Source organism: Acidovorax sp. WCS2018Noco2-16, assembly GCF_031843945.1.
Lineage (GTDB): Bacteria > Pseudomonadota > Gammaproteobacteria > Burkholderiales > Burkholderiaceae_C > Paracidovorax.
The window spans coordinates 24,296-49,023 of record NZ_JAVTJJ010000007.1; the positions used below are offsets into that span (position 1 = coordinate 24,296).

The 24,728-nt window shown below is 68.0% G+C and carries 19 protein-coding genes; 4 read left to right on the plus strand and 15 right to left on the minus strand.

What is annotated here, in order from left to right:
* Positions 1 to 58 precede the first annotated feature (58 nt).
* Positions 59 to 418, minus strand: a complete 360-nt coding sequence (locus RQI28_RS14290; protein WP_311230434.1) for an H-NS histone family protein — start codon at positions 416 to 418, stop codon at positions 59 to 61.
* 159 nt (positions 419 to 577) lie between these two features.
* Here RQI28_RS14290 and RQI28_RS14295 point away from each other — a divergent pair, with 159 nt between their 5' ends.
* The gene (locus RQI28_RS14295; RefSeq protein WP_311223333.1) at positions 578 to 2,182 is read left to right on the plus strand and encodes an alkaline phosphatase D family protein; all 1,605 of its coding nucleotides are present in this window, start codon (positions 578 to 580) and stop codon (positions 2,180 to 2,182) included.
* Between the two features lie 34 nt (positions 2,183 to 2,216).
* Here RQI28_RS14295 and RQI28_RS14300 read toward each other — a convergent pair whose 3' ends face one another.
* On the minus strand, positions 2,217 to 3,569 hold the full coding sequence (locus RQI28_RS14300) for a D-amino acid dehydrogenase (RefSeq protein ID WP_311223334.1): 1,353 nt from the start codon (positions 3,567 to 3,569) through the stop codon (positions 2,217 to 2,219).
* Positions 3,570 to 3,657: 88 nt separating this feature from the next.
* Here RQI28_RS14300 and RQI28_RS14305 point away from each other — a divergent pair, with 88 nt between their 5' ends.
* Complete coding sequence (locus RQI28_RS14305) at positions 3,658 to 4,575, plus strand: LysR family transcriptional regulator ArgP (RefSeq protein WP_311223335.1); 918 nt, start codon at positions 3,658 to 3,660, stop codon at positions 4,573 to 4,575.
* Positions 4,576 to 4,678: 103 nt separating this feature from the next.
* A complete protein-coding gene (locus RQI28_RS14310; protein WP_311223336.1) occupies positions 4,679 to 5,296 on the plus strand; it encodes a TetR/AcrR family transcriptional regulator in 618 nt (205 codons plus the stop codon).
* A gap of 39 nt (positions 5,297 to 5,335) precedes the next feature.
* Here the strand turns inward: RQI28_RS14310 and RQI28_RS14315 are convergent, their stop codons facing one another.
* The 3 genes from RQI28_RS14315 to RQI28_RS14325 all read right to left on the minus strand — a co-directional run bounded on the left by RQI28_RS14315 (position 5,336) and on the right by RQI28_RS14325 (position 7,683).
* The gene (locus RQI28_RS14315; RefSeq protein ID WP_311223337.1) at positions 5,336 to 5,758 is read right to left on the minus strand and encodes a universal stress protein; all 423 of its coding nucleotides are present in this window, start codon (positions 5,756 to 5,758) and stop codon (positions 5,336 to 5,338) included.
* Between the two features lie 90 nt (positions 5,759 to 5,848).
* A complete protein-coding gene (locus RQI28_RS14320; protein WP_311223338.1) occupies positions 5,849 to 6,697 on the minus strand; it encodes a metallophosphoesterase in 849 nt (282 codons plus the stop codon).
* Positions 6,694 to 7,683, minus strand: coding sequence for a LysR family transcriptional regulator (locus RQI28_RS14325; protein WP_311223339.1), 990 nt, complete (start codon positions 7,681 to 7,683; stop codon positions 6,694 to 6,696). The genes RQI28_RS14320 and RQI28_RS14325 overlap by 4 nt, the downstream gene beginning before the upstream one ends.
* A gap of 130 nt (positions 7,684 to 7,813) precedes the next feature.
* On the opposite strand from RQI28_RS14325, the gene RQI28_RS14330 reads away from it, so the two are divergent.
* Positions 7,814 to 8,254: a hypothetical protein gene (locus RQI28_RS14330; RefSeq protein WP_311223340.1), complete on the plus strand. Its 441-nt coding sequence runs from the start codon at positions 7,814 to 7,816 to the stop codon at positions 8,252 to 8,254.
* 181 nt (positions 8,255 to 8,435) lie between these two features.
* Here RQI28_RS14330 and RQI28_RS14335 read toward each other — a convergent pair whose 3' ends face one another.
* From RQI28_RS14335 to RQI28_RS14380, 10 genes are all read right to left on the minus strand, one after another.
* Positions 8,436 to 9,878, minus strand: a complete 1,443-nt coding sequence (locus tag RQI28_RS14335) for an efflux transporter outer membrane subunit (RefSeq protein ID WP_311223341.1) — start codon at positions 9,876 to 9,878, stop codon at positions 8,436 to 8,438.
* On the minus strand, positions 9,875 to 13,024 hold the full coding sequence (locus RQI28_RS14340; protein WP_311223342.1) for an efflux RND transporter permease subunit: 3,150 nt from the start codon (positions 13,022 to 13,024) through the stop codon (positions 9,875 to 9,877). Before RQI28_RS14340 ends, RQI28_RS14335 begins: the two co-directional genes overlap by 4 nt.
* Positions 13,021 to 16,188: an efflux RND transporter permease subunit gene (locus RQI28_RS14345; RefSeq protein WP_311223343.1), complete on the minus strand. Its 3,168-nt coding sequence runs from the start codon at positions 16,186 to 16,188 to the stop codon at positions 13,021 to 13,023. Before RQI28_RS14345 ends, RQI28_RS14340 begins: the two co-directional genes overlap by 4 nt.
* Positions 16,189 to 16,204: 16 nt before the next feature.
* On the minus strand, positions 16,205 to 17,500 hold the full coding sequence (locus RQI28_RS14350) for an efflux RND transporter periplasmic adaptor subunit (protein ID WP_311223344.1): 1,296 nt from the start codon (positions 17,498 to 17,500) through the stop codon (positions 16,205 to 16,207).
* Between the two features lie 300 nt (positions 17,501 to 17,800).
* Positions 17,801 to 19,663: a phosphoenolpyruvate carboxykinase (GTP) gene (locus RQI28_RS14355; RefSeq protein WP_311223345.1), complete on the minus strand. Its 1,863-nt coding sequence runs from the start codon at positions 19,661 to 19,663 to the stop codon at positions 17,801 to 17,803.
* Between the two features lie 286 nt (positions 19,664 to 19,949).
* Positions 19,950 to 20,666, minus strand: a complete 717-nt coding sequence (gene queC / locus RQI28_RS14360) for a 7-cyano-7-deazaguanine synthase QueC (RefSeq protein ID WP_311223346.1) — start codon at positions 20,664 to 20,666, stop codon at positions 19,950 to 19,952.
* Between the two features lie 94 nt (positions 20,667 to 20,760).
* Positions 20,761 to 20,913 carry a hypothetical protein gene (locus RQI28_RS14365; protein WP_311223347.1) on the minus strand — a complete coding sequence of 51 codons (153 nt, stop codon included), beginning with the start codon at positions 20,911 to 20,913 and terminating at the stop codon, positions 20,761 to 20,763.
* Positions 20,914 to 21,162: 249 nt separating this feature from the next.
* Positions 21,163 to 22,764 (minus strand): glucan biosynthesis protein D, encoded by a 1,602-nt coding sequence (locus RQI28_RS14370; RefSeq protein WP_311223348.1) that lies wholly within the window; start codon positions 22,762 to 22,764, stop codon positions 21,163 to 21,165.
* 148 nt (positions 22,765 to 22,912) lie between these two features.
* Positions 22,913 to 24,112, minus strand: coding sequence for a threonine ammonia-lyase (locus tag RQI28_RS14375; RefSeq protein ID WP_311223349.1), 1,200 nt, complete (start codon positions 24,110 to 24,112; stop codon positions 22,913 to 22,915).
* A gap of 96 nt (positions 24,113 to 24,208) precedes the next feature.
* A complete protein-coding gene (locus tag RQI28_RS14380) occupies positions 24,209 to 24,697 on the minus strand; it encodes an Lrp/AsnC family transcriptional regulator (RefSeq protein WP_311223350.1) in 489 nt (162 codons plus the stop codon).
* Between the last annotated feature and the right edge of the window lie 31 nt (positions 24,698 to 24,728).

Consider the following 24,728-nt stretch of genomic DNA (forward strand, 5'->3'; position numbering starts at 1 on the left):
CTGGCTCCATAGCGCGCGCAGGTCGTGGGAAGCAGGCCTGCGAGGCCCGGTGCGCGCGTTACCGGCGCTGGTTGCGATGTGCTGCCGCTGCCATCTCGGCCAGCAGTGGAGCGCGGTATTCCGGCTGTTGCGTGGGCTTCTCGATCAGGAACGCTGCGCGGTCCTTGCCCTGTATCCAGGCCGGCGGCTTGCCACGGCCGGTCCAGGTGGCGCCCGATTTTTCGTCCAGGTACTTGGCCGCGACCTTCTTGGTGGTCGGGGCCTTCCAGGGGAACACCTGCTGCGCGGTGAATCCGAATTCTTCCACCCACGCGTGGATCTGCGCGAGCGCATCCTTGGCCTCGGTGCTGCGGGCCTGCGCAATCTTTGCTTCCAGCTCGGCGCGAGCGGCCAGCAATCTTTTCAAATCAGTTGTCATTTCGGTGCAAGAAGTCCAGGGAGGCGCTGATCGCCGTAAGGCGCAATTATCCCGTCCGCTGCCGCTTCTTGCATGGCGATGGCAGACCAACCTGCGGGTCGATGCGGGTGATGTCAGTCCGGGCCACAATCCGGCGCCCGTCCGTTCAAGGAGCCCGCCATGCATCGCCGCGAACTCATCCGCCTGGCCACGGCAGCCGCCGTTGCCACGTCGCTGCCGCGCTGGGGCTGGTCGGCCACGGTGCGCCAGCGCAATCTGTTCCCGCTGGGCGTTGCCAGTGGCGCGCCTTCTGCCGACGGATTCGTGCTGTGGACGCGCCTGCTGGACGGCCCGGTGCCGGGCAGCGTGCCCTTCGACTCGCCACGCGGCGTGCTGCCCGATGCGCTGACAGTGCGCTGGGAGGTGGCCGAGGACGACGCCTTCCGCCGCATCGTGCGCAGCGGCCAGGCTCAGGCGCTGGCCCTGCTGGGGCACGCCGTGCACGTGGAGGTGACGGGCCTTGCGCCGGGCCGCTGGTACTTCTACCGCTTCATGCATGGCGACGCCGTCACGCGCACGGCCCGCACGCGCACCGCACCGGCGGCCGACGCGATGCCGCCGAAGACGCGCTTTGCCTTCGCCTCGTGCCAGCGCTGGGAGCAGGGCCACTACGCCGCCTACCGCCACCTGCTCGACGAAGAGCTCGATCTGGTGCTGTTTCTGGGCGACTACATCTACGAATACGCCATGCCCAGGAAGCCGCCCGCCACGGCGCTGGTGCGCACGCACACGCTGCCCGTAGCGGCAACGCTGGCTGACTTCCGCGACCGCTACGCGCTCTACCGCACTGACGAACACCTGCAGGCCGCGCATCGCGCCTGCCCGTGGATCGTCACCTGGGACGACCATGAGGTGCAGAACGACTACGCGGGCCTGGGCGGCATCGGCGCGGCGGGCGACTTTCTGGTGCGGCGCAATGCCGGCTACCAGGCGTTCTATGAAAACATGCCGCTGCGTGCATCGGCGCTGCAGCGCGGGCTTGCCGGGCTGGGCACGCTGGACGCGGTGCGCGTGCATGAACGCCATGCGTGGGGGCCGCTGATGAACGTCCATGTGCTGGACACGCGCCAGTACCGCGACCGGCAGGCCTGCCGCGCGCCTGGCAGCGCATCGGAAGGGCCCGTGTCGCCGCAGCGCTGCGCCGAACTGCGCGATCCGGCCCGTTCCATGCTGGGCGCGCAGCAGGAGCGTTGGCTGGCACAGGGCATCGCGCAGGATGCGGCCAGCGGCGTGCGTTGGAGCGTGCTGGCGCAGCAGACTCTTTTCTCGCAGCGCAACAGCCGGCAAGCGCCGCAAGAGAGCTTCAGCAGCGACACCTGGGGCGGCTACCCCGCCAGCCGCCAGCGCGTGCTGGATGCGGTGCGCAGCGCCCGGCCGCGCAACACCGTGTTCGTCGGCGGCGACATCCACCAGAACTGCGTCTGCCGTGTGCTGGCCGACTTCTCAGACCCCGGCTCGCCCGTGATCGGCAGCGAGTTCTGCGGCACGTCGATCTCCTCGGTCAGCAATGTGCCGCCTGAGCGTGCACAGCAGACCGTGCGCCGCAACCCGCACATCCTGCTGGCGAGGCCCGATCAGCGCGGCTACGCGGTGGCGGAGGTGACGCCCGAGCGCTGGACCACCACGCTGCGGGTGGTGGACGACGTGACGCGGGAAGACAGCGGTGTGTCGACGCAGGCGCGCTTCGTGGTGGACGACGGCGTGCCGGGGCCGCGCGCTGTGTGAGGTCGGTGGGTCAGGCGACGGATCAAGCGATGGCTCAGGCGGCCAGGGGCGTGACGGAGCGGCCCCGCACCGGCGAATCCATGCCCAGAAAGCCGAAAGCCATCGCCGGCTGCTCGCCGCTGATGAGCTCGGCCATCGCCTTGCCTGAGCCCGCGCCATGCGTCCAGCCCAGCGTGCCGTGGCCGGCGTTCACCCACAGCTTGCCGACTTTGGTGCGGCCGATGAACGGGATGTTGGTGGGCGTGGCCGGGCGCAGGCCCGTCCAGTACTGCGGGTTGCCGCCTTGCTCGAGCGTGCGGGTGTCGCATACGCCGGGCAGTATCTCTTCGATGCGGCGCGACAGCATGTGGCAGCGCGCGCGGGCTAGCGGGCTGTCCAGCGACAGGTCGTAGCCGCCCAGCTCGATGGTGCCCGCCACGCGCAGGAAGTTGCCCAGCCGGCTCATGGCGATCTTCTTGCCGTCGTCGATGGTCGAAACCATGGGCGCGCCTTCGGGTTGGAGCAGCGGAAAGGTGGCGCTGTAGCCCTTGCCGGGGTAGATCGGCAGGTGCACGCCCACGGTGCGCAGCAGCGGCGCGCTGTACGAGCCGCAGGCCACCACGACGGCGTCGGCCGTGAGGTTGCGGGTTTCAGGGTCTTTTTGGCCTCTAGCGCTTGATGGGCGAGCGCTGATAGCTACTGATTCGATAGCGTCACCTGCCTGGTTCAGCCGCACCACGTCGTGGCCGTAGAGAAACTGCACGCCGCGCTCCGCGCAGCGGCGGGCCAGTTGCTGCGTGAAGACGCGCGCGTCGCCGCTCTCGTCGGTGCTGGTGTAGGTGCCGCCGGTGATCCGGTCGCCATAGGCGCGAAAGGCGGGCTCGATCTGCAGCAGTTCGTCACGGCTGACCAGGCGGCGCTGCACGCCGTGGCGGCGCATCACCTCGACCGCGTGGCCGGCGGCGTCGAATGATTGCTGGTCGGTGTAGAAGTGCGCAATGCCGCGCTCCAGCCGCTCATATTCGATGCCGGTGGCGCGCACCACGTCTTTCAGCGCGGCGTGGCTGTACGCGCCCAGGGCCACGATCTGCTGCACGTTGCGCTCGAAGGCCGCGTCATTGCACTGCGCCAGGAACTTCAGGCCCCAGCGCCATTGCTCCAGGTCGAGCTGCGGGCGAAACAGCAGCGGCGCCTCCTTGTCGAACATCCATTTCAGCGCCTTCCAGGGTGCGTCGCGGTTGGCCCAGGGCTCGCAGTAGCTGACCGAGATCTGCGCCGCGTTGGCAAAACTCGTCTCCAGCGCCGCGTCGGGTTGGCGGTCGACAACGGTGACGTCATGGCCGCGCTCAGCCAGGTGCCATGCGGTGGAAATGCCGATGATGCCGGCGCCGAGAACGATGGTTTTCATGGCTGGGCAGTGTGCTGCGCGTTGCGGCGAATTAAAAGCAAAATTAAACTTGCTCCAGTTTCATCAGTTAGTCTTATTGAACAATCTAATGAGCACCTACGACCCCGCCGCCCTGGAATGCCTGGCCGCCATCGTGGAAGAAGGCGGTTTCGAGCGCGCCGCGCAGCGCCTGAATGTGACCCAGTCCGCCGTATCGCAGCGCCTGCGCGCGCTGGAGGCGCAGGTCGGCTCGGTGCTGATCGTGCGCAGCCGCCCGCTCAAACCCACCAGCGCCGGGCAGTTGCTGCTCAAGCACACCAAACAGCTGCGCTTGCTGCGCGCCGACCTGGAGCGTGACCTGCAGGAGCTGGCACCTAGCGCACAGGGCAGCGGACGCGAGGACGAGCGCATCTCCATTGCGATCAACGCCGACAGCATCGCCACCTGGGCGCTGGACGCGCTGCGCGACCTGGTGCGCCAGCGCCTGCCGCTGGAAATCATCGCGGACGACCAAGACTTCACGCAGGAATGGCTGCGCTCTGGCCAGGTGCTGGGCTGCGTCACCACGCTGAAGAACGCGCTGCGCGGCTGCAAGGTGGTACCGCTGGGCGCCATGCGCTACGTGGCCGTAGCCGCGCCGGACCTGGCCAACCGCTATCTGCCGCAGGGCCTGACGGCGCATAACTTTCGCGACGTCACCTTCATCGCCTTCAACCGCAAGGACGACCTGCAGGCCGAATTTGTGGCCCGCACCTTTGGCTTGAAGCGCGTGGCGTTAAACCAGCTGTTCGTACCCAGCTCCGAAGGCCAGGTGCGCGCCGTGGCCGCAGGCTGGGGCGTGAGCGTGGTGCCCGAGTTGCTGGCCCGCCCGCTGCTGGCCGATGGCCGGCTGGTGGACCTGGCTGCCGGCCACACGCTGCCCGTGCAGCTGTACTGGCACTGCTGGAACCTGGAGTCGGAGGTGCTGGATGCGCTGACCGACGCGCTGACCAACGCCGCCGCGCGCGCGCTGACCCAGGCCGGCTGACCCCGGCCGGACGCGCCGCCCGCGTGACGGCCATGCAACAACGCGGGTTTGCCCGTGGGGTCTTGCTGCTGTGCCGGCGCGGCCTATCGATAAGATCGGCCCGATGAATATCCCGCAGCCCCGCCCCTCTTTCAAGGAGCAGATGCATCAGGCGCGTGAGGAAGCGATCGTCACTGCCGCCAGCCGCCTGATGGGCGAAAAAGGCTTCGAGGCCATGACGGTGGACGAAGTGGCCGGCGCGGTTGGCATTGCCAAGGCCAGCCTGTACAAGCACTTTGCCGGCAAGGACGAACTGTGCGCTGCCGCCATGGTGCATGTGGTGGAGCGGGTGGATCGCTTTCTGCAGGGCGTGCCCGCCAGCCTGGCGCCGCTGGAGCGGCTGCGTGCCTTGCTGCGCTGGTCATTGGAGCTGCAGCTGACCGACGAGATGCCGCTCATGCTGAGCCGCAACTCCGGGCTGGCCGGGCCGCTCAAGACCTGCGAGGCGTATCAGACATCGTTGCAGGAAGTGAGTGCGTTGGTGATCGACTGGATCGAGCAGGCCCAGGCGGCCGGGCAGATCAATCCCGCGTTGCCGCCCGATGTGGTCTCGTGCGCGTTGTTCGCGCGATGCGCGGACCCCATGTTGACGATGCTGCGCGAGCGCGGCACCTACACCGACGCGCAGATCGTCGGATGGGCGACGGAAAGCTGCCTGTCGGGCCTGGCAGCACGGCCCTGAAGCCTGCCCCGCATGGCTGCGGGGCGCAGCGCCAGCGCGTCAGCGCACCAGCAGCACCGGCACCGTGCTGTTGGCCAGCACCTGCGTGCTGACCGAGCCCATCACCAGCTTGCCCAGCGCGCCGTGGCCGTGCGTGCCCATCACCAGCAGGTCGTACTTGCCCGAATCAGCCACCTTGGCGATGGTCTCGCCCACGGGGCCGACCTTCACCACGTTCTTGATCTGCACGCCGTGGCGGCCCAGGAACTTGCCCACCGGAGCGATGACCTTCTCTCCTTCTTCGGCGTAGTACTTGTCCACGGCTTCCTTGCCCAGTGCGGCGCGCGCACGGGGTGGCAGCTGGGGCTGCACGGTGACGGCTGTGAAGGTGTGGGTGCCAGCCAGGAGTTCTTCGTGCGTGGCCAGGTAGGCCAGCATCTTCTTGGTGTAGGGGCTGCCGTCGACGGCGAGGAGGATGTTCATGCGATGACTCCAGAAAGTGAAATGTCAGACTAATCCGCGCTCGTGGCTGTTGTCTTGACCTGGGTCATCTTTGTTCTGGGCGCAAGGCGATCATACGGTCACGGTTGCCTGCGGCTTGAAGGACACCTGCTCGCCTTTGCGGGCATAGCCCAGCGGGTTGGCGACCACGCGACAGCGCCAGGGCGAGCCATCGGCGCGCGCGCCCTGCACCGTGTAGTCGCTGGGGGCGTGCAGATGGCCGTGCAGCCACAGGTCGGCGTGCGGCAGGAGCTCGTCGAGCGCATTGCAAAAGCCGGCGGTGCCGGGCACAAGGCCATAGCGCGGGTCGGCGCTGAGCAGGCTGGGCGCGAAGTGGGTGACGACCACGGTCGGGCCGCCCGCCCAGGGCTCGGCCAGCGCCGTGCGCAGCCAGGTCTGGCAAGCGAGCGATTCCTCGCGCATCGGCTCGGCCAGAAACGGCTCGCCCGCGCGGGTGCCGCCGGTCTTGCGCAAGTAGAAATTGGCGGCGCGAAACGCCTTGTCACGGTGGCGCAGGCGGCGCGTGGTGTCGGGGTTGCCCTCGTTGTCGGCCAGCGCGTCGAAGTCGCTCCAGAGCGTGGTGCCGACGAAGCGCACGCCTTGCAGCAGCACCGTCTCGCGTTCCAGCCATACGATGCCGAGCCGCTCGCAGGTACTGCGCAGGCGCGCGTGCGCGGCGTCAAAATCTTGCGCGTCGTATTCGTGGTTGCCGGGCACGAAGAGCACCGGCACCGGCCAGCCCGCGTATTGCGGCAGCGGCGAAAAGCGGGCCAGGCCAAAGTCGTCGTCCGCCAGCATGGTGCCTTCCTGGTAGGAGCCGATGTCGCCGGCCAGCACCAGCACGTCGGCACCGGGGGCGGGCGTGGCGGTGAAGTGCGGGTGCGTCTCCAGGTGCAGGTCGGACAGGAGTTGAATCTTCATTCGTGCGATTGTGGCGGCGCCACCGACTCGTGCGGCGCACCGCTGCGCAAGCCCGACTGCTCCATGGCCTGGCGCAGCCAGCGGTGGGCCGGGTCGTGCCGGCGGCTGCGGTGCCAGAGCGCATCGACGTGCACGGTCGGCAGCGGCATGGGCAACTGCCGCCAGACCAGTTCGTCCTTCAGGCTGGCGACGCCCACGAAGTGGCGGGGAAGCACGGTCAGCAGGTCGCTGGCGGCCACTACCCGGCCGGCGGTGAAGAACTGGTTCACGGTGAGAACGATGCGGCGCTCACGCCCCAGCGCGGTGAGCGCCTCGTCGATGAAGCCGTACGGCCTGCCCGAAAAGCTCACCAGCAAATGGCGTGCGGCGCAGAAGCGGTCGAGCGTGAGCGGCACCTGCGCCAGCGGGTGGCCCTGCCGCATCACGCAGACGTATTCGCCGTCGTAGAGCCGCGTGCTTTCGTACGCCACCAGGTTGCCCGACTGCGCGCGCGCCGTCAGGTCGGCCATCACGGCAGGAAAGTAGCCTACCGCCATGTCGGCCGCCTCGTCGTCGAGCAGGCGGCGCGGGTCGCGGGTGGTGAGCGGCACCACGCGCAGCGACACGCCGGGCGCCTCCCGCTGCACGATGTCCACCAGCGGCGGGATCAAGGTGGCGCCCGTCGCGTCCGCCATGGCCAGCACGAAAGTGGTGTTGGCGGTGGCCGGTTCGAAGGCGCCCGGCGCCAGCGACTGTTGTAATTGCGCCAATGCCGCGCGCACCGCCGGCCACAGCGCCAGGGCGCGTGGGGTGGGTTCCACGCCCTGGCCGCTGCGCACCAGCAGCTCGTCGCCCAGCGCATCGCGCAGCCGGCGCAGTGCATTGCTGACGGCCGGCTGAGTGAGAGACAGCGTCTCTGCGGCGCGGGTGAGGTTGCGCTCGGACATCACCGCGTCGAAGACGCGCAGCAGATTCAGATCGAACGTGCGGAAGTTCAGCGGCTGCATGGTTGAATCATCACTGGTGTGAATGACTGGGATTCAAAATATAAAGTGGAATCGTTCTGGGGTAAACCCTAAGATTCACCCCATCAGCCCGGCAATCTCGCCACAAGCGGCTTACAAAGGGTTTCACATCATGTCCAGCTTCATCCAAATCGACTATCGCACCGAACATCCTGGCGTGGCACGCGCAGAAAACGCCTTCGCCTCGCTCAAGGGCGCTTTCACCCACTTCAGCGGTGCCCGCGCCGGTGCGTCCCTGCTGCTCGCCGCCCTGGTGGCGTCTTTGATGGTCGTGGCCAACCAGGTCATTGACACCTGGGGCGAAGGCCACCTGCTGGCTGCCTGGATGGTGTTGTGGATGGTTGCCTTCGTTGCCCTCGCCCTGTTGGCCGGCCCTGCACGCGGCGTTGCCGCCAGCCTGCGCGCACAGTATGGCCGCTGGACCGAAGCGCTGCGCCGCCAGGAAGAAGACGAGCGCACCTGGAACGCCGCTCTGCACGACGCCCGCATCATGGCCGACCTGAGCCGCGCGATGAACGGCATGGCCGTGGACAACGTCCGCCGCTACTACTGATCCAGGCGATCCACTCGCCGGGCGTCCATCGCCGGCAAGAAGAAAAGGGCACCGCAAGGTGCCCTTTTTTCGTTGTACGCTGCATTTTCTTTTTGCTATTAAATTAATAGCTGATGGCGCTTATGAATAGAGCGCCAGAGGCCTAAAAGGCTATAAATCTGCCGCGGCTGTGGGCTCTGACTCAGGGAGTCCACCCGCCGCCCAGCGCTGCCACCAGCCGCACCTGTGTGGCCAGTTGCAGCCCCAGGGTTTCGAGCGCAGCGCGCTGGCTGGTGTAGGTGAGGTTCTGCGCGGTACTCAGCTCCAGAAAGTTCACCAGGCCTTCGCGGTAGCGGTTGGTGACCACGCGTTCGTTCTCTTGCGCCAGCGCGACCAGGCGTTGCTGCTGTGCCGCCTGGCCTGCCAGCGACAGCAGGCCGGAGAGCGCGTCTTCCACCTCTTGCCATGCCACCAGCGCGCTCTGGCGGTAAGCGGCCACGCGCTCGTCGTACTGGGCCTGCGCCTCGGCAGTCAGCGCGGCGCGGCGGCCGCCGTCGAACAGCGTGGCTGCCAGCGTGGGGCCCAGCGACCAGACACGCGAGGGCGTGTCCAGCAGCCGCGCCAACTGGCTTGCGTTGCCGCCCGCGCTGGCCGACAGCGTCAGGTCGGGCCACCACGCGCTCTGCGCCACGCCGATGGCGGCGTTGGCGGCGGCCACCTGCCGCTCGGCCACCACCACGTCGGGCCGGCGCAGCAACAGGGTGGAAGGCAGCGTGCCGGGCACGGCCGGCAGCGACAGCGCAAAGCCGCCTTCGGGCGCCAGCTGCCAGTCGCCGGGCGCGCGGCCCAGCAGTACGGCGACGGCATGCTCGGTCTGCGTGCGCACGCGGGCCAATTCAAAGATCTGCACGCGCAACGATTCACGCTGTGTTTCCGACTGAATGACGTCGGCCCGCGCCACCAGGCCCGCGTCGTACTGGTTGCGCGTGAGCTGCAGCGCCCGGTCGTACGACGCCAGCGTCTGCTGCAGCAGCGCGTTCTGCCGGTCGATGATGCGCAGTTGGAAGTAGGCCTGCGCGGCCAGCGACTGCACGGCCAGGCGTGCGCCCGCCACGTCGGCGGCGCTGGCCTGCAGGCCGGCCTGACCGGCTTCGACCAGGCGACGCACGCGGCCCCACAGGTCGGGCGTCCAGCTCAGCTGCAGGCCGGCGTTGTAGCGGGTGCCGGCGCTGCGGTCGTTGTCGCTGCTGCTGTTGCTACCGCCACCTCCGCCGGACCGGGTGGCGCCGGCGTTGGCCGTGAGCTGCGGCAGCCGGTCGGCACGGTTGCCGTCCAGCCGCGCCTGTGCCTGCCGAAAGCGCGCTTCGGCCTGCGCGATGGTCTGGTTGGAGCGGCCCGATTCATCCAGCAGCGACTGCAGCGCCGGGTCGGCGAACAGCGACCAGCTGGCGGTGTCGGGCGCGGCGCCAGGTGTGGAGCCAGGTGCGGGCACGGTGCTCCAGCCGGCGTCGTGGCGGAAGGCGGCGGGGGTCTGCAGCGCGGGGCGCTGGTAGTCGGGGCCGGCGGTGCAGCCAGCCAGAACGGACAGCGCGGGCAGTGCCAGCCAGGGCAGGGCGCGAAAGAGTGGAAGGCGAGGCGGCGTCATGGCGTGTGGGGTGCGGTCAGCGGGGCCGGCGGGGCGTGTACGGGGCCGTCCGCTTCGGGACGGATCCAGCGCTGGCGCCAGCGTTCGAGAATCTGGTAGACCACCGGCGTGGTGTAGAGCGTGAGCAGCTGGCTCACGGCCAGCCCGCCGACGATGGCCAGCCCCAGCGGGCGCCGCAGCTCGGAGCCTTCGCCCGTGCCCAGCACCAGCGGCAGCGCGCCCAGCAGGCCGGCCAGGTTGGTCATCAAAATGGGCCGCAGGCGCAGGGCGGCGGCGCGGCGGATGGCCTGGTGCGGCGGCAGCCCCTCGCGGCGCTGCGCGTCGAGCGCGAAGTCGATCATCAAGATCGCGTTCTTCATCACCACACCGATCAGCAGAAAGAGGCCCAGCAGCGCCATCAGGCTGAACGGCGTGTGGGTGACCCACAGCGCCAGCAGCGCGCCCACGCCTGCCGGCGGCACGGTCGACAAGATGGTGATGGGGTGCAGCGTGCTTTCATACAGAACGCCCAGCACCAGGTACACCGCCAGGATCACGCCCAACACCAGCCAGGGCTGCGCGCGCACGGCACGGTCATTGGCCGTGTCGGCCGTGGACGGGGCCAGGTGCACATGGCTGGGCAGCATCACCTTGTCCATTACCGCATCGAGCGCGCGGCGCCCGGCCTCTTGCGTGACGCCCGGCGCCAGGCTGTAGCCCACGTACATCGATGCGAACAGTGCGTCGTGGAACACCTGGTCTTCCGCCAGCCCGTAGCGCCAGCTGGCAAAGGCCGACAGCGGCACTCGCTGGCCGGCCGCCGTCAGCACCTGCACCTGGCTCAGTGATTCGGGCTGGGCCGTCCAGCGCGGGTCCACCTCCATGACCACGCGGTACTGGTTGAGCCGGTCGTACAGGGTGGCCACCTGCCGCTGCGAGAACGAGTTGTTCAGCACCGAGGCGACGGTCTGCATGTTCACCCCCAGGCGTCTCGCCGCCTCGCGGTCGATCTGCAGCAGCACCTGTTGCGCACCGCCGTCGCTCACGGTCTGCACGTCGGCGAATTCGGGCGTCTCGGCCATGGCCAGCGACACCTTGCGCGCCCAGGTGCGCAGCGAGCGCACGTCGCCCGAGCGCAGCACCACGTTCGATTCGGCTTCGCCAAATCCCACGCCGCCGATGCGGATGTCCTGCTCGATGCTGGGGCTGAGCACGCCGCCGGGCACGGCCGGGGCCAGTTCACGCAGCCGGTTGACCACCGCCTGCGTGGGCTCGCCCCCGCGCTCGGCCAGGGGTTTGAGGCTCACGATGAGAAAGCTGTTGGCGATGCTGCCGATGCCGCCGCTGGTGCCGGCCACATGCGCCACCGCCGGGTCTTGCAGGATGAGCCGGCGATAGGCCTCGATCTTGGGTTGCATGACCTGGAACGAAAAGCCGTCGTCGCCGCGGATGAAGGCATGCACCACGCCCGTGTCCTGCCGCGGAATCATGATCTTGGGCAGCGACTGGTAGAGCCACACGTTCAGTGCGATCACCCCCGCCAGCGCCACCATAACAATGCTGCCGTGGGCCAGCGCCCAGCCCAGGCTGCGGTCGTAGGCATGGCGCACGTCGGCCAGCATCAGCGCGCTGGCGTGCGCCAGCCGCTCGCGCCAGCCGGGCGGCCGCACCCGGGCAGTGCGTGCACGCCGGGCCTGCAGGCCGTAGGCGCACAGCACCGGTGTCACGGTGAGCGACACCACCAGCGAGATCACCACCGCTGCCGTCAGGGTGAGCGAGAACTCGCGAAAGAGCCGCTGCACGATCCCGCCCATGAAGAGGATGGAGATGAACACCACGGCCAGCGCCAGCGTCATCGCCACCAGCGTGAAGCCCACCTCGCCCGCGCCGCGCATTGCCGCGCGCAACGGCGAATAGCCGCGCTCGATGTAGCGCTCCACGTTCTCCAGCACCACGATGGCGTCGTCCACCACCAGCCCGGCCGCCACGATCAGCGCCATCAACGACAGGTTGTTCAGCGAGAAGCCCGCAACGTACATGAACGCGAACGTGCCGATCAGCGACACCGGAATGGCGACGGTGGGAATGAGCGCGGTGCGCAACCGGCCGAGGAAGGCGGTGACCACGGCCACCACCAGCGCCACCGACAGGGCCAGGGTGAAGTGCGCTTCGTGCAGCGTGGCGCGGATGCCGCGCGAGCGCTCCAGCACGATGTCCAGGCGCGCACCGGGGGGCATCAGCGTGCGCAGGTAAGGCAGCTGGGCCTGCACGGCGTCCACGGTGGCGACGATGTTGGCGCCCGGCTGGCGACGCACCTGCACGATGACCGCGTCCTTGTCGTTGTGAAAGCCCCGGCTGTAGCGGTTCTCGGTGGAATCGGACACCTTGGCCACGTCCCCCAGGTGTACCGGCGCACCGTCCACCTGGCGCACCACCAGGGGCGCGTAGTCTGCCGCGCGGGCGGGCGCCTCGGGCATGGCCAGCTGCCAGCGCCGGCCAGCGTCTTCCACCGCGCCCAGCGGCTGCACGGCGCCCGACTGCACGATGGCGGTGCGCACCTCGTCCAGCGCCACACCCTGGTGGGCCAGCGCGCCGGGATCGAGCTGCACGCGCACGGCAGGCAGCGAAGCACCGCCCACCGTTACCTCGGCCACACCGGGCACCTGCGAGAGCCGCTGGGCCAGGATGGTCGAGGCCGCGTCGTACAGCGCGGAGGGCGGCAGGTGCGGCGACGACAGCGCCAACACCACGATGGCCCGCTGCGTGGACTGCACCTTGCGAAAGTCCGGGTTGCTCTTCATGCCCGCGGGCAGCTGGCTGCGCACGGCGTTGAGCGCGGCCTGCACGTCGCGTGCGGCGGCTTCCAGGTCGCGGCCCAGTTCGAACTCCAGTTGCACTTCGGTGGCGCCCTGGTTGCTCGAAGAGGTGATCGCTTGCACGCCGGCAATGGCACCCAGCGCGCGTTCCAGCGGCGCGGCCACGGTGGCAGCCATGCTTTCAGGGCTGGCACCGGGCAGCCGCGCGTTCACCTTGATCACCGGGTAGTCCACCTCCGGCAGCGGCGCCACGGGCAACTGCCGCCACGCCAGCAGGCCCACCAGCACCAGGGCTAGCGCCAGCAACCCGGTGGCGACCGGGCGGCGAATGAAGATGCGCGCCAGGTTCATCCCGCCGTGGCCTGGGTGCTACCCGCAGCGCCGGCCCGGCGGCGCGCCAGCCGCTGCGCCAGGCGGTCGAAATAGAGATACACCACGGGCGTGGTGAAGAGCGTGAGCACCTGGCTGACCAGCAGCCCGCCCACCATCACGATGCCCAGCGGCTGGCGCAGTTCGGCGCCGGAGCCGCCCGCCAGCATGAGCGGCAAGGCGCCCACCAGCGCGGCCAGCGTGGTCATCAGAATGGGCCGCAGCCGCATCAGCGCGGCGCGGCGAATGGCCTCTTCGGCCGGCAGGCCCAGGCTGCGCTGTGCATGGAGCGCGAAGTCGACCATCATGATGCCGTTCTTCTTGACCAGCCCGATCAGCAGCACGATGCCGATCACGGCAATCATGTCCAGCGGCCGGCCGCTGACCAGCAGCGCCAGCAGCGCGCCCACCGCAGCCGAGGGCAAGGTGGACAGAATGGTGACGGGGTGGATCGTGCTTTCATACAGCACGCCCAGCACGATGTACATGGTGACCACCGCCGCAAGCACCAGCCACAGCGTGTTCGAAAGCGACGCGCGGAAGGCCTCCGCCGCGCCCTGAAAGCGCGTCTCGATCTGCGGCGGCAGACCGGTGGCTTTCAGCTCCGCTTCAATGGCTGTCACTGCCGCGCCCAGCGACGAGCCCGTGGCCAGGTTGAACGACACCGTCGCGGCCGGGAACTGTCCCTGCTGCGATATCTGTAGCGCCGCCGGCCGCTGCGATATGCTTGCCACGGCCGCCAGCGGCACGCTGCGCCCGCTGGGTGTGGTGATGAAGGTGGTCTGCAGCGCATCGAGCCCGGAGGCCTGCTGGGGTGCCACCTCCAGCACCACGCGGTATTGGGTGGACTGCGTGAAGAGCGTGGCCACCTGGCGCTGGCCGTAGGCGTTCTGCAGTGCGGTAGCGATGTGGGCCACGGTGAGGCCCAGGCGCGCGGCGGCGTCCCGGTCCACGTCGATGTACGCCTGGCGGCCCTGCTGCTGCAGGTCGCTGGCCACGTCGGCCAGCTCGGTGCGCGCGCGCAGGCGCTCGACCAGACGCGGCACCCAGGTGTCCAGCAGGCCCGCATCGGGCGTGGTCAATGTGAACTGGTACTGGGTGCGGCTCACGCGGTCTTCGATGGACAGCTCTTGCACCGGCTGGAACCACGCCGTGATGCCCGGCACCTGCGCGGCCCGCGTGCGCAGGCCGTCCAAAATGGCGGCGGCGCTGGCCGAGCGGTTACCGTGCGGCCGCAGGTTGACCAGCATGCGCCCGCTGGCCAGCGACGCATTGCTGCCGTCGACGCCGATGAACGACGACAGGCTGGCCACGTCGGGCTCGTGCAGCAGCGCATCGGCCAGCGCCTGCTGGCGCTGCGCCACCACGGTGAAAGCGCTGTCGGGTGGCACCTCGGTCACCACCTGCACCACGCCGCTGTCCTGCACCGGAAAGAATCCTTTGGGCACCACGAGATAAAGCAGGCCGGTCAGTACTACCGTGGCCAGCATGACCAGCAGTGTGAGGCCCTGGTGGCGCAGCACCGTGTCGATGGCCTGTCCGTAGCGCACCATGACGCGGTCCATGAAACCGTTGGAGCCGCCGTGGTGCAAAGGCTTTTTCAGCAGGCGTGCGCTCATCATCGGCGTGAGCGTGAGGGACACCAGCAGCGAAATGCCGATGGCCACCGCCAGCGTCATCGCGAATTCGTGAAAGAGGCGCCCCACCACGTCGCGCATGAAGAGCAACGGAATCAGCACCGCCACCAGCGACACGGTGAGCGACACCAGCGTGAAGCCGATCTCCGACGCGCCCTTGAGCGCGGCCTGCATCGGCGGCAGGCCGTCCTCGCGGTGGCGGGCGATGTTCTCCAGCATGACGATGGCGTCGTCCACCACGAAGCCGGTGGCGATGGTCAGCGCCATCAGGCTCAGGTTGTTGACCGAAAAGCCCAGCAAATACATCACCGCGAAGGTGCCCACCAGCGACAGCGGCACCACCACGCCAGGAATGAAGGTGGCCGTGGCGCTGCGCAGGAAAAGAAAAGTGACCAGCACGACCAGCCCGATGGCGAACACCAGCTCGAGCTGCACGTCGCGCACCGAGGCGCGGATGCTCTGCGTGCGGTCGGTGAGCAGGGTGACGTCCACGGCGGCGGGTAGCGTGGCGGTGAGCTGCGGCAGCAGGGCGCGCACGCGGTCGGCCACCTCGATCACGTTGGCGCCGGGCTGGCGCTGAACGTTCAGCAGCACGGCCGGCTGGCGGTTCGCCCAGGCGGCAAGAAAGCGGTCTTCCGGGCCGCTGGCGATGGTGGCCACATCGCCCAGGCGAATGGGGGCGCCGAGGGCGGTGGAAGTAGTGGCCGTTGCGCTGGCCGTCCCGGCTGGGGCATTCGCGGGGACGACGCTGCCGCTGGGCGTGCGCCAGGCCACGATCAACTGGCGGTAGGCCTCGGGCGATGTGATCTGGTCGTTGGCGTCCAGCAAAGTGGTGCGGTAAGGGCCGTCAAAGCTGCCCTTGGGCTGGTTGGCGTTGGCACCGGTGATGGCGGTGCGCAGGTCTTCCATGCTCAAACCGTGCGCGGCCAGCGCCGTGGGGTTGGCCTGCACGCGCAGCGCCGGCCGCTGCCCGCCCGCCAGGCTGACCATGCCCACGCCCGACAGCTGCGCCAGCTTCTGCGCCACGCGCGTTTCCACCAGCTCGTGCACCTCGTGCAGCGGCAGCGTGGGCGAGGTGATGGCCAGCGTCAGGATGGGTGCGTCGGCCGGGTTCACCTTGCGGTAGATGGGCGGCGCGGGCAGATCGGTGGGCAGCAGGCTGGCAGCGGTGTTCAGCGCCGACTGCACGTTCTGTTCGGCCACGGCCAGGTCGGCATCGAGCGTGAACTGCAGCGTGATGACCGAGGCCCCGGCAGAGCTGGTGGACGACATCTGCCTCAGGCTGGGAATCTGCCCCAGCCGGCGTTCCAGCGGCGCGGTGATGGTGCGCGCCGTCACGTCGGGGCTGGCGCCGGGCTGGAAGGTGAACACCTGCACGATGGGGTAGTCCACCTGCGGCAGCGCCGCCACCGGCAACAGGCGCCAGGCGATGGCGCCGGCGACCAGCAGCGCCAGCATCAGCAGCAGCGTGGCCACCGGCCGCAGGATGAAGGGGCGCGACAGGCTCATGGTGTGGGCACTGCGGTCAGCGGGTGGTGCCGGGCGCCGCTGCGCTGGCTGGCACGGTGGCCGGCGGTGTGGCGCTGCTGGCCTTGGAGGCCGCCTGCGCGCGCTGCTGCGATTGCTGCAGCTGTTGCGCGGTTTGCGGCGGCTCGCCATCGCGCACCTGCACCACATTGCTGCCTTCGCGCAGCCGGTCCAGGCCTTCCAGCACCACGGCGTCGGTGGCCTGCAGGCCGGTCTCGATCAGCACAGAGGTGCCGTCGCCCGGGCCCACGGTCACGCGGCGCAACGCGGCCTTGCCGTCTTTCACGGTGTAGACGTAGGGCCCCTGGCTGCCGTACTGCACGGCGTCCACCGGAATCACCAGCGCGCCTTCGTGCGTGCGCACCTGCAGCCGCACGTTCACGAACTGATTGGGAAACAGGCTGTCGTCGGCATTGTCGAACTGCGCGCGCAGGCGCAGCGTTCCGGTGGCAGTGTCGATCTGGTTGTCCAGCGTGGTCAGCCGGCCGCTGGCCAGCACTTGCTGTTCGGTGCGGTCCCAGGCCTGTACCGCGAGCTTGGTGTTGCCGCGCCAGCTGGCGCGCACGGCGGCGAGCTGCGTTTCAGGCACCGAGAACACCACGCTGATCGGCCGCGTCTGCGTGATGGTGACCAGCCCCTGCGCGTCATTGGCGGTTACCAGGTTGCCGGCATCCACCCGGCGCAGGCCCAGGCGGCCGCTGGCCGGAGCCTCGATGCGCGTGTACGACAGCTGCAGCCGGGCTTCGTCCACCTGCGCGCGCGCGGACTGCGTGCCGCCGCGCAGCTGGGCCACCAGCGCTTCCTGGCTGTCGAGCTGCTGGCGGGCGATGGAGTCTTGCTGGAACAGTGTGCGCAGGCGAGCCAGGTCGCGCTCTGCGCTTTGCAGCTGTGCCTGGTTCTGCTGCTGCTGGCCTTCGGCCTGTGCCACCCGCACGCGGTAAGGCGCGGGGTCGATCTCGGCGAGCAATTGGCCTTTGCGTACTTCCTGCCCTTCCTGGAACAGCACGCGAGCCAGCGCACCGTCCACCCGGCTGCGCACCACCACCGTCTGCAGCGGCGTGACGGTGCCGATGGCCTTGATCTGTTCCACCAGCGGCTTGCGCTCCACCGCCACCATGCGCACAGGAATAGGGCCGTTCCAGGGGTTGGGGCCGGTCTGTGCAACGCTGGGCTGGCGCCAGAAGGCGTACCACGCCAGGCCCGCTGCCAGTGCGAGAACCGTCAACCACAACAGGCGCAGCCACAAGCGCCGCGTGGACGCAGGCGCAAACTCCTCAAAAACCTTTTCAACCATCTCGACGAACCCGTTCTGGAGGACTGGACTGTGTGCGCCACGGCGCATGGCCGGGCGGCGGGGTGACTGTCACACGCTCTGGGCGAGGTGCGCAGACGCTGGTGATCCAGCAGCATGGCGTCATCGGCGGCTGCCGCGTGCAACGGCCGACACTGTAGCCGATGCAAAGGGTTTAAATGAGAATCTCTGTCATTTGAAGGTGTTTGAAGTTCGCCTCGGCGCTCTGAACAGTGGCAAAAGAAAAGCCCCGGCCACCTGGGTGGCACGGGGCTTTTGCGGTTTGGCCGCGCTATCGGCGCATCAGGCGCCCAGGCGTTCTTCCAGAGCGGCCTTGGTCTGCAGCATTTCGGCGGGCAGGTGGTAGGCCAGCTGGTCGAAATGCGCCGTGTGCAGCTTCAGCTCGTCTGCCCAGGCGGCCTGGTCGATGCGGGTCACGGTTTTGAACTGCTCGCCGGAGAAGTCCAGGCCCGTCCAGTTGATCTCGCTGTATTGAGGCGCGACGCCGATGGCGGTGGTCTCGCCTTCAGCGCGGCCCTCGATGCGGTCGATCATCCACTTGAGCACACGCATGTTCTCGCCGTAGCCGGGCCAGACGAACTTGCCGGCGTCATCCTTGCGGAACCAATTGGTGGTGTAGATGCGCGGCAGCGTGGCGCCCGTTGCGGCGATCTTCTCGCCCAGGTTCAGCCAGTGCTGGAAATAGTCGCTCATGTTGTAGCCCATGAACGGCAGCATGGCGAACGGGTCGCGGCGCACTACGCCCTGTTGGCCGGCAGCGGCAGCGGTGGTTTCCGAACCCATGGTGGCCGCCATGTAGACGCCTTCAGTCCAGTTGCGGGCTTCGGTCACCAGCGGCACGGTGGTGGAGCGGCGGCCACCGAAGATGAACGCGTCGATCTTCACGCCCTTGGGGTCATCCCAGGCGTCGTCGAGCGCAGGGTTGTTGGTGGCAGCCACGGTGAAGCGCGCGTTGGGGTGTGCGGCCTTGGCGCCGGTTTCCTTGGCGATCTGGGGCGTCCAGTCCTTGCCCTGCCAGTCGATCAGATGGTCGGGCAGCTTGCCGGTGTCCTTCTCCATGCCTTCCCACCACACGTCGCCGTCATCGGTCAGCGCGACGTTCGTGAAGATCACGTTCTTGTCGAGGCTGGCCATGCAGTTGGGGTTGGTGTGGTAGTTGGTACCCGGTGCCACGCCGAAGTAGCCGGCTTCCGGGTTGATGGCGCGCAGGCTGCCGTCGGCTTGCGGCTTGATCCAGGCGATGTCGTCGCCGATGGTGGTGACCTTCCAGCCTTCGAAGGCCTTGGGTGGCACCAGCATCGAGAAGTTGGTCTTGCCGCAAGCGCTCGGGAAGGCGGCGGCCACGTGGTACTTCTTGCCCTCGGGGTTGGATACGCCCAGGATCAGCATGTGCTCGGCCAGCCAGCCCTGGTCGCGGCCCATGGTGGAGGCGATGCGCAGCGCAAAGCACTTCTTGCCCAGCAGCGCGTTGCCGCCGTAGCCGGAGCCGTACGACCAGATCTCGCGCGTCTCGGGGTAGTGCACGATGTACTTGGTCTTGTTGCAGGGCCAGGACACGTCCTTTTCGCCGGCTTGCAGCGGGGCGCCCACGGTGTGCACGCAGGGCACGAAGTCACCTTCCACGCCCAGCACGTCGTACACGGCCTTGCCCATACGGGTCATGATCTTCATGTTGACGGCCACGTAGGGGCTGTCGGACAGTTCGATGCCGATGTGGGCGATGGGCGAGCCCAGCGGGCCCATGCTGAAGGGCACCACGTACATGGTGCGGCCGCGCATGCAGCCGTCGAACAGCGGCTGCAGCGTGCTGCGCATCTCGGCCGGGGCCATCCAGTTGTTGGTCGGGCCGGCGTCTTCCTTCTTGGCCGAGCAGATGTAGGTGCGGTCTTCCACGCGGGCCACGTCGGTCGGGTCAGACCACGCCAGATAGCTGCCGGGGCGCTTGGCCGGGTTCAGCTTTTTGAAGGTGCCGGCATCCACCAGTTGCTGGCAGAAGCGGTCGTACTCTTCCTGCGAGCCGTCGCACCAGTAGATGCTGTCGGGCTTGCACAGGGCGGCCATGTCGGCCACCCAGGCCAGCAGGCGGGCGTTCTTGACGTATGCGGGGGCCTTGAGATCCAGGCCTTGCATGGTGGGTGCGTTCATCGGGAGCTTCCTAAGGTTGAAAAACAGTTTTTTCAAAGGAAGCGAACCGATGACGGCGCGGCCTGTGTGAGCACGCTCGAGACTCCTGAGCGCTGCCTTTGAGAAAACGGCTGAATGCTCAGTCGGCGGGTGGAGCCGAGGGGCTGCCCTTGCCTTGTTGGGCGGCGGGTGCCCCGCCTTCCACGGGTCGGCTGGGATGACGATTTTATGAACCGACGCCGGCCGTGTCTGTAAGACGCGGGGTAAATCCATGCAAAAAAAGCATGGGGTTATGCGGTCAGTGTGTTCAGGCGGATGGGCTTGGGGTTTGTTCCAGCCACTGTGCATGTCCTGTACGGCGCAACGCGCAGGCCGGGCATTCTCCGCAGCCGTACCCCCAGCTGTGCAGCGTGTCGCGCACCCCGTGGTAGCAGGTGTGCGACTGGCGCACCACGATGTCCACCAGCGCGTCGCCGCCCAGCTCGCGCGCCAGCGCCCAGGTGGCGGCCTTGTCGATCCACATCAGCGGTGTTTCAAAAGTGAAGCGCTGGCCCATGCCCAGCGACACGGCCACCTGCAGGGCTTTGAGCGTGTCATCGCGGCAGTCGGGATAGCCGGAAAAGTCCGTCTCGCACATGCCGCCCACCAGGGTGTGCAGGCCGCGCCGGTAGCCCACGGCAGCGGCCAGCTGAAAGAACAGCAGATTGCGGCCCGGCACGAAGGTGTTCGGCAGGCCGGCTTCGGTCATCTGGATGGCGGTGTCGCGGGTGAGCGCGGTGTCGCTGATCTCGCCCAGCACCGCCAGGTCGATCATGTGGTCGTCGCCCAGCCGCCCGGCCCACTGCGGAAACTTTTCGCGCACGGCGGCCAGCACTTCGATGCGCGCCTGCAATTCCACCTGGTGCCGCTGGCCGTAGTCGAAGCCGATGGTTTCGACGTGCGCAAAGTGGGTGAGCGCCCACGCTAGGCAGGTGGTGGAATCTTGCCCGCCGGAAAATAAAACGAGTGCGTGGCCGGGTCTCATGAAAAGTCCTTGCAGGAAAAAGTAGGAACGAAGGGCATCGGAAAAAGAAAAAGCCCCGCTGGGCGGGGCTCCGGGCGATGCGAGAGCAGCGCCTTCAGGCCATGTAGATCGCGATGAACGCCAGCAGGAACATGATGACTGCGCCGACAGCGGGCAGCACGATGGGCATCAGCGGCACCACCGCCTCAATGGCGTCGGGTGCGTGCGTTTCGCCAGCGTGCGGGGCCGTGGTGGTGTCGTGTGCCATGGGCTTTGTCTCCTGCATGTGTTCTGCCTAAAAGTTACGCAATTCTAGCGATGCTGCCGCAGACGCACATGCGGCCTTTCCCGGGGGGATGGCAGCCAAGTGGCACGGCGGTCGCCACAGGCGCGGCTCTAGGCCAGCAGCAGCCGCGCAAGGGCCGCCCCGCCGCGCTGGCTGCGTCCCCCTTCCCGCCTTGCGCAGCGAGGCGAGAGAAGGGGGAAGGCGCGAAGCGCCTCAGGGGGATGCACTCCTTCAATACGGTTTGCGATCCGCCACGGCTGGCGGCACCCACTGGTACAGCCAGGTTTCGGTGATCGGCCGACCGTTCTCGCGCAAAAAGAGGCGAATGGTGATGGGCGCCGTGCTCTCGTCCTCTGGCCGCACATCGAACATGGCGCGCCAGCCGTTGATGGCGTCCAGGGGGCGGGCCGAGGTGATCTCCACCTTGCCGCGGCTCACGGTGATCACTGGTTCCACCTTGGCGTCGCGGCCCAGCGCGGCCAGGTTCTCGCCCGCGAAATCGACCGCAAAGCGCCACGAGAAATACTTGCGCGGCTGGCCCACCACGCCGCCCAGGCCCGTGCGGGTGGCCACGCAGCGCGCCAACGCAGGCTTGGCCGGCGCATCGGCGCCCCAGAACAGGCGGTAGCCGATCAGCCATTCCTCGCCGGCCTGCGGTTTGCGCTCAGGGTTCCAGAAAGCGACCACGTTGTCGAAGGTCTCGTCCACGGTCGGAATCTCCACCAGCTGGATCGAACCCTTGCCCCAGTCGGCCTTGGGCTCGACCCACAGCGAGGGCCGGCGCTCGTAGAACACACCGTCGTCCTGGTAGTGGTCGAAGTTGCGGTCGCGCTGCAGCAGACCGAACCCGCGCGGGCCCTGGTCGGCGAAGGCGTTGAACTGCAGGGTCGGCGGGTTGGTGATGGGGCGCCACACCCATTCGCCGTTGCCGCGCCACATCGACAGGCCGTCGGAGTCGTGGATCTCCGGGCGCCAGTCGTTGGCCATGCGCTGGTCGTTCTCGCCGTGCTGGAACATGCTGGTGCACGGGGCGATGCCCAGCCGCTCGATGGTCTTGCGCGGATACAGGGCCGCGTCGATCTCCATCACCTGCGTGCCGCCCGGCGTGATGGCGAAGCGGTAGGCGCCGGTGATGCTGGGCGAGTCGAGCAGTGCCAGCACCACGACGGTGTTCGAGCCCGGCGCGGGGCGCTCCAGGTAGAACGCGGTGAAGTCGGGGAATTCTTCGGGCCGCTCCATGCCCGTGTCGATGGCCAGGCCGCGCGCAGACAGGCCGTACTGCCATTCGCCGCCCACGGCGCGAAAGTAGCTGGCGCCCAGAAAGGCCGCCACGTCACGCACCGGGTCGGTGTGGAAGTTCAGGCGAAAGCCCGCAAAGCCCAAGTCAGGCGGCAGGTCGCCGGCCTTCAGGCCGCTCTTGCCGTAGTCGAACATGGCCGGGTCATAGGCCAGTTCCTGCGCCTGGCCATTGGCCAGTTCGTACATGTGCACGGGTTTCTTGAAAAAGAGCCCCAGGTGGAAGAACTTGGCTTGAAAGCGCAGCTTCTCGTCGGCCCATAGCGAGTGATCGGCCTGGAATTGCATGGACTGGTACTGGTCCCAGTCCAGCGCCGACACCGACGGAGGAATGTTGCCTGCCGGGGGCGTGTAGGCCTTGGTGGCCAAGGTGCGCGCTTCGCCCTTCAATGCGGCAAAGTCGAAGGCGCGGGGCTTGCCAAGTGGCTTCATGGCGGCGAAGGCCTGCGTCCAGTTCAGGCCGAGGGTGCCGGCCGAAGCCAGCGCGGCGCCGCGGCCGAGGGTGCGCAGAAAGTGGCGTCGTTGTGGTTTTTGCATGGGTGGGCAGTGTGCCGAAAACCCGGGCCTCCGATGCAACGGCGTGTGAAAGTTCGGGGAATTTGCGCCAATTGCCGGTGTTTTCCTACAGCGACACGCGCGCGCTGCCTGCAAAAGCCCAGGTTTCGCCGCGCGGCCCCTGAGGCCCTCAGATCATGTCGACCTGCATCTGCGCGCCCCTTAGCTGCTCCAGCACCTGCTGCACATGCGCATGGCCGCGTGTTTGCAGCACCAGTTCGATCTCCACGTTCTGCGCGGCCAGCGTCGTGAAGGCGCGCTGGTGATGCACTTCTTCCACGTTGGCGCCGGCGTCGGCCACGGTGGCGGTGATGCGCGCCAGCACGCCCGGAATGTCGCGCGCGCTGACCTTGATGCGGGCAAGGCGCCCCGAGCGCACCATGCCGCGCTCGATGATCGCGGCCAGCAGCAGCGGGTCGATGTTGCCGCCGCACAGCACCAGTCCCACCTTGCGGCCCTTGAAGCGCTCGGGGTAGCGCAGCAGCGCGGCCAGACCGGCGGCGCCTGCGCCTTCCACCAGCGTCTTTTCAATCTCCAGCAGCATCAGCACGGCCTGCTCGATGTCGCCTTCATCCACCAGCACCAGGTCGTCCACCAGTCGCGCGATGATTTCCTGCGTGACCTTGCCGGGCCGGCCCACGGCGATGCCCTCGGCAATGGTCGACGTGCCCTGCACGTGCTGCGTCCCCTTGATGGCGTTGACCATGGCCGGAAAGCGTGAGGTCTGCACGCCCACGATCTCGATGCCGGGCTTGAGCGCCTTGGCCGCGGTGGCAATGCCGGCGATCAGCCCGCCGCCGCCCACGGCGATGACCAGCGTGTCCAGCTCGGGCACGGCCTGCAGCATTTCCAGCCCCAGCGTGCCCTGGCCGGCGGCCACGGCTTCGTCGTCATACGGATGCACGAAGGTCAACCCGCGCGTGTCGGCCATGGAGAACGCGTGTGCACGGGCTTCTTCGAGCGTGTCGCCGTGCAGCACCACCTCGGCGCCGAAGCCGCGCGTGCGCTCCACCTTCACGCCGGGGGTGAAGCGCGGCATGACGATGACGGCCTTCAGGCCCAGGCGCTGCGCGTGGTATGCCACGCCCTGCGCGTGGTTGCCGGCGCTCATGGCGATCACGCCGTTCTGGCGCTCATCGGCCGACAGCTGGCTGAGCTTGTTGCAGGCGCCGCGTTCTTTGAAGGAGGCGGTGAACTGCAGGTTCTCGAACTTGAGGAACACCTGCGCGCCGACGATCTGCGAGAGCGTCTGCGATTCCACGCATGGAGTGTCAAGCACCTGCCCTTGCAGGCGGGCGGCGGCGTCGCGGATGTCTTGAAGGCTGAGCATGGGCGGTATTGTGGTGCAGGCTAAGGAAATGCTGTTTGCTATAAATAATATAGCTACCAGCGCTTATTAGTAAAGCGCTAGAGGCACATTTGGTTATTATTTTCGCAGCGCGGGCCGCAGGTGCGCCAGCGGCAGCGCTCCGCTGGCCTTCACTTCGCCCAGCGAGAAGCTGGTGTGCATGTCTTTCACATTAGGCAGATTCAGCAGTACCTCGCGCGCAAACTGCGAAAAGCTGTCCAGGTCGCGCGCCACCACCTGCAATTCGAAGGTGCCGGTGCCGCTGATGTAGTGGCAGGCCACCACCTCCGGAATCTGCGCGATGGCCAGCTCCATCTCGCGCGTCAGCCCGCCCGTGCTGCGGTCGGCGTCCAGCCGCACGAAGGCCAGCACGCCCAGGCCGATCTTGTGGCGGTCGATCTCGGCGCGGTAGCCCTTGATGAAGCCGGATTGCTCCAGCGCCCGCACGCGGCGCCAGCAGGGCGCCGCCGACAGGCCCACGCGCTGGGCCAGCTCGGCGTTCGTCAGGCGGGCGTCGGTCTGCAGTTCTTGCAGGATGGCGAGGTCGTATTTATCCAGTTCTTCCATGAATCGATTGTTTCAAGAAAGGATCTTTCTG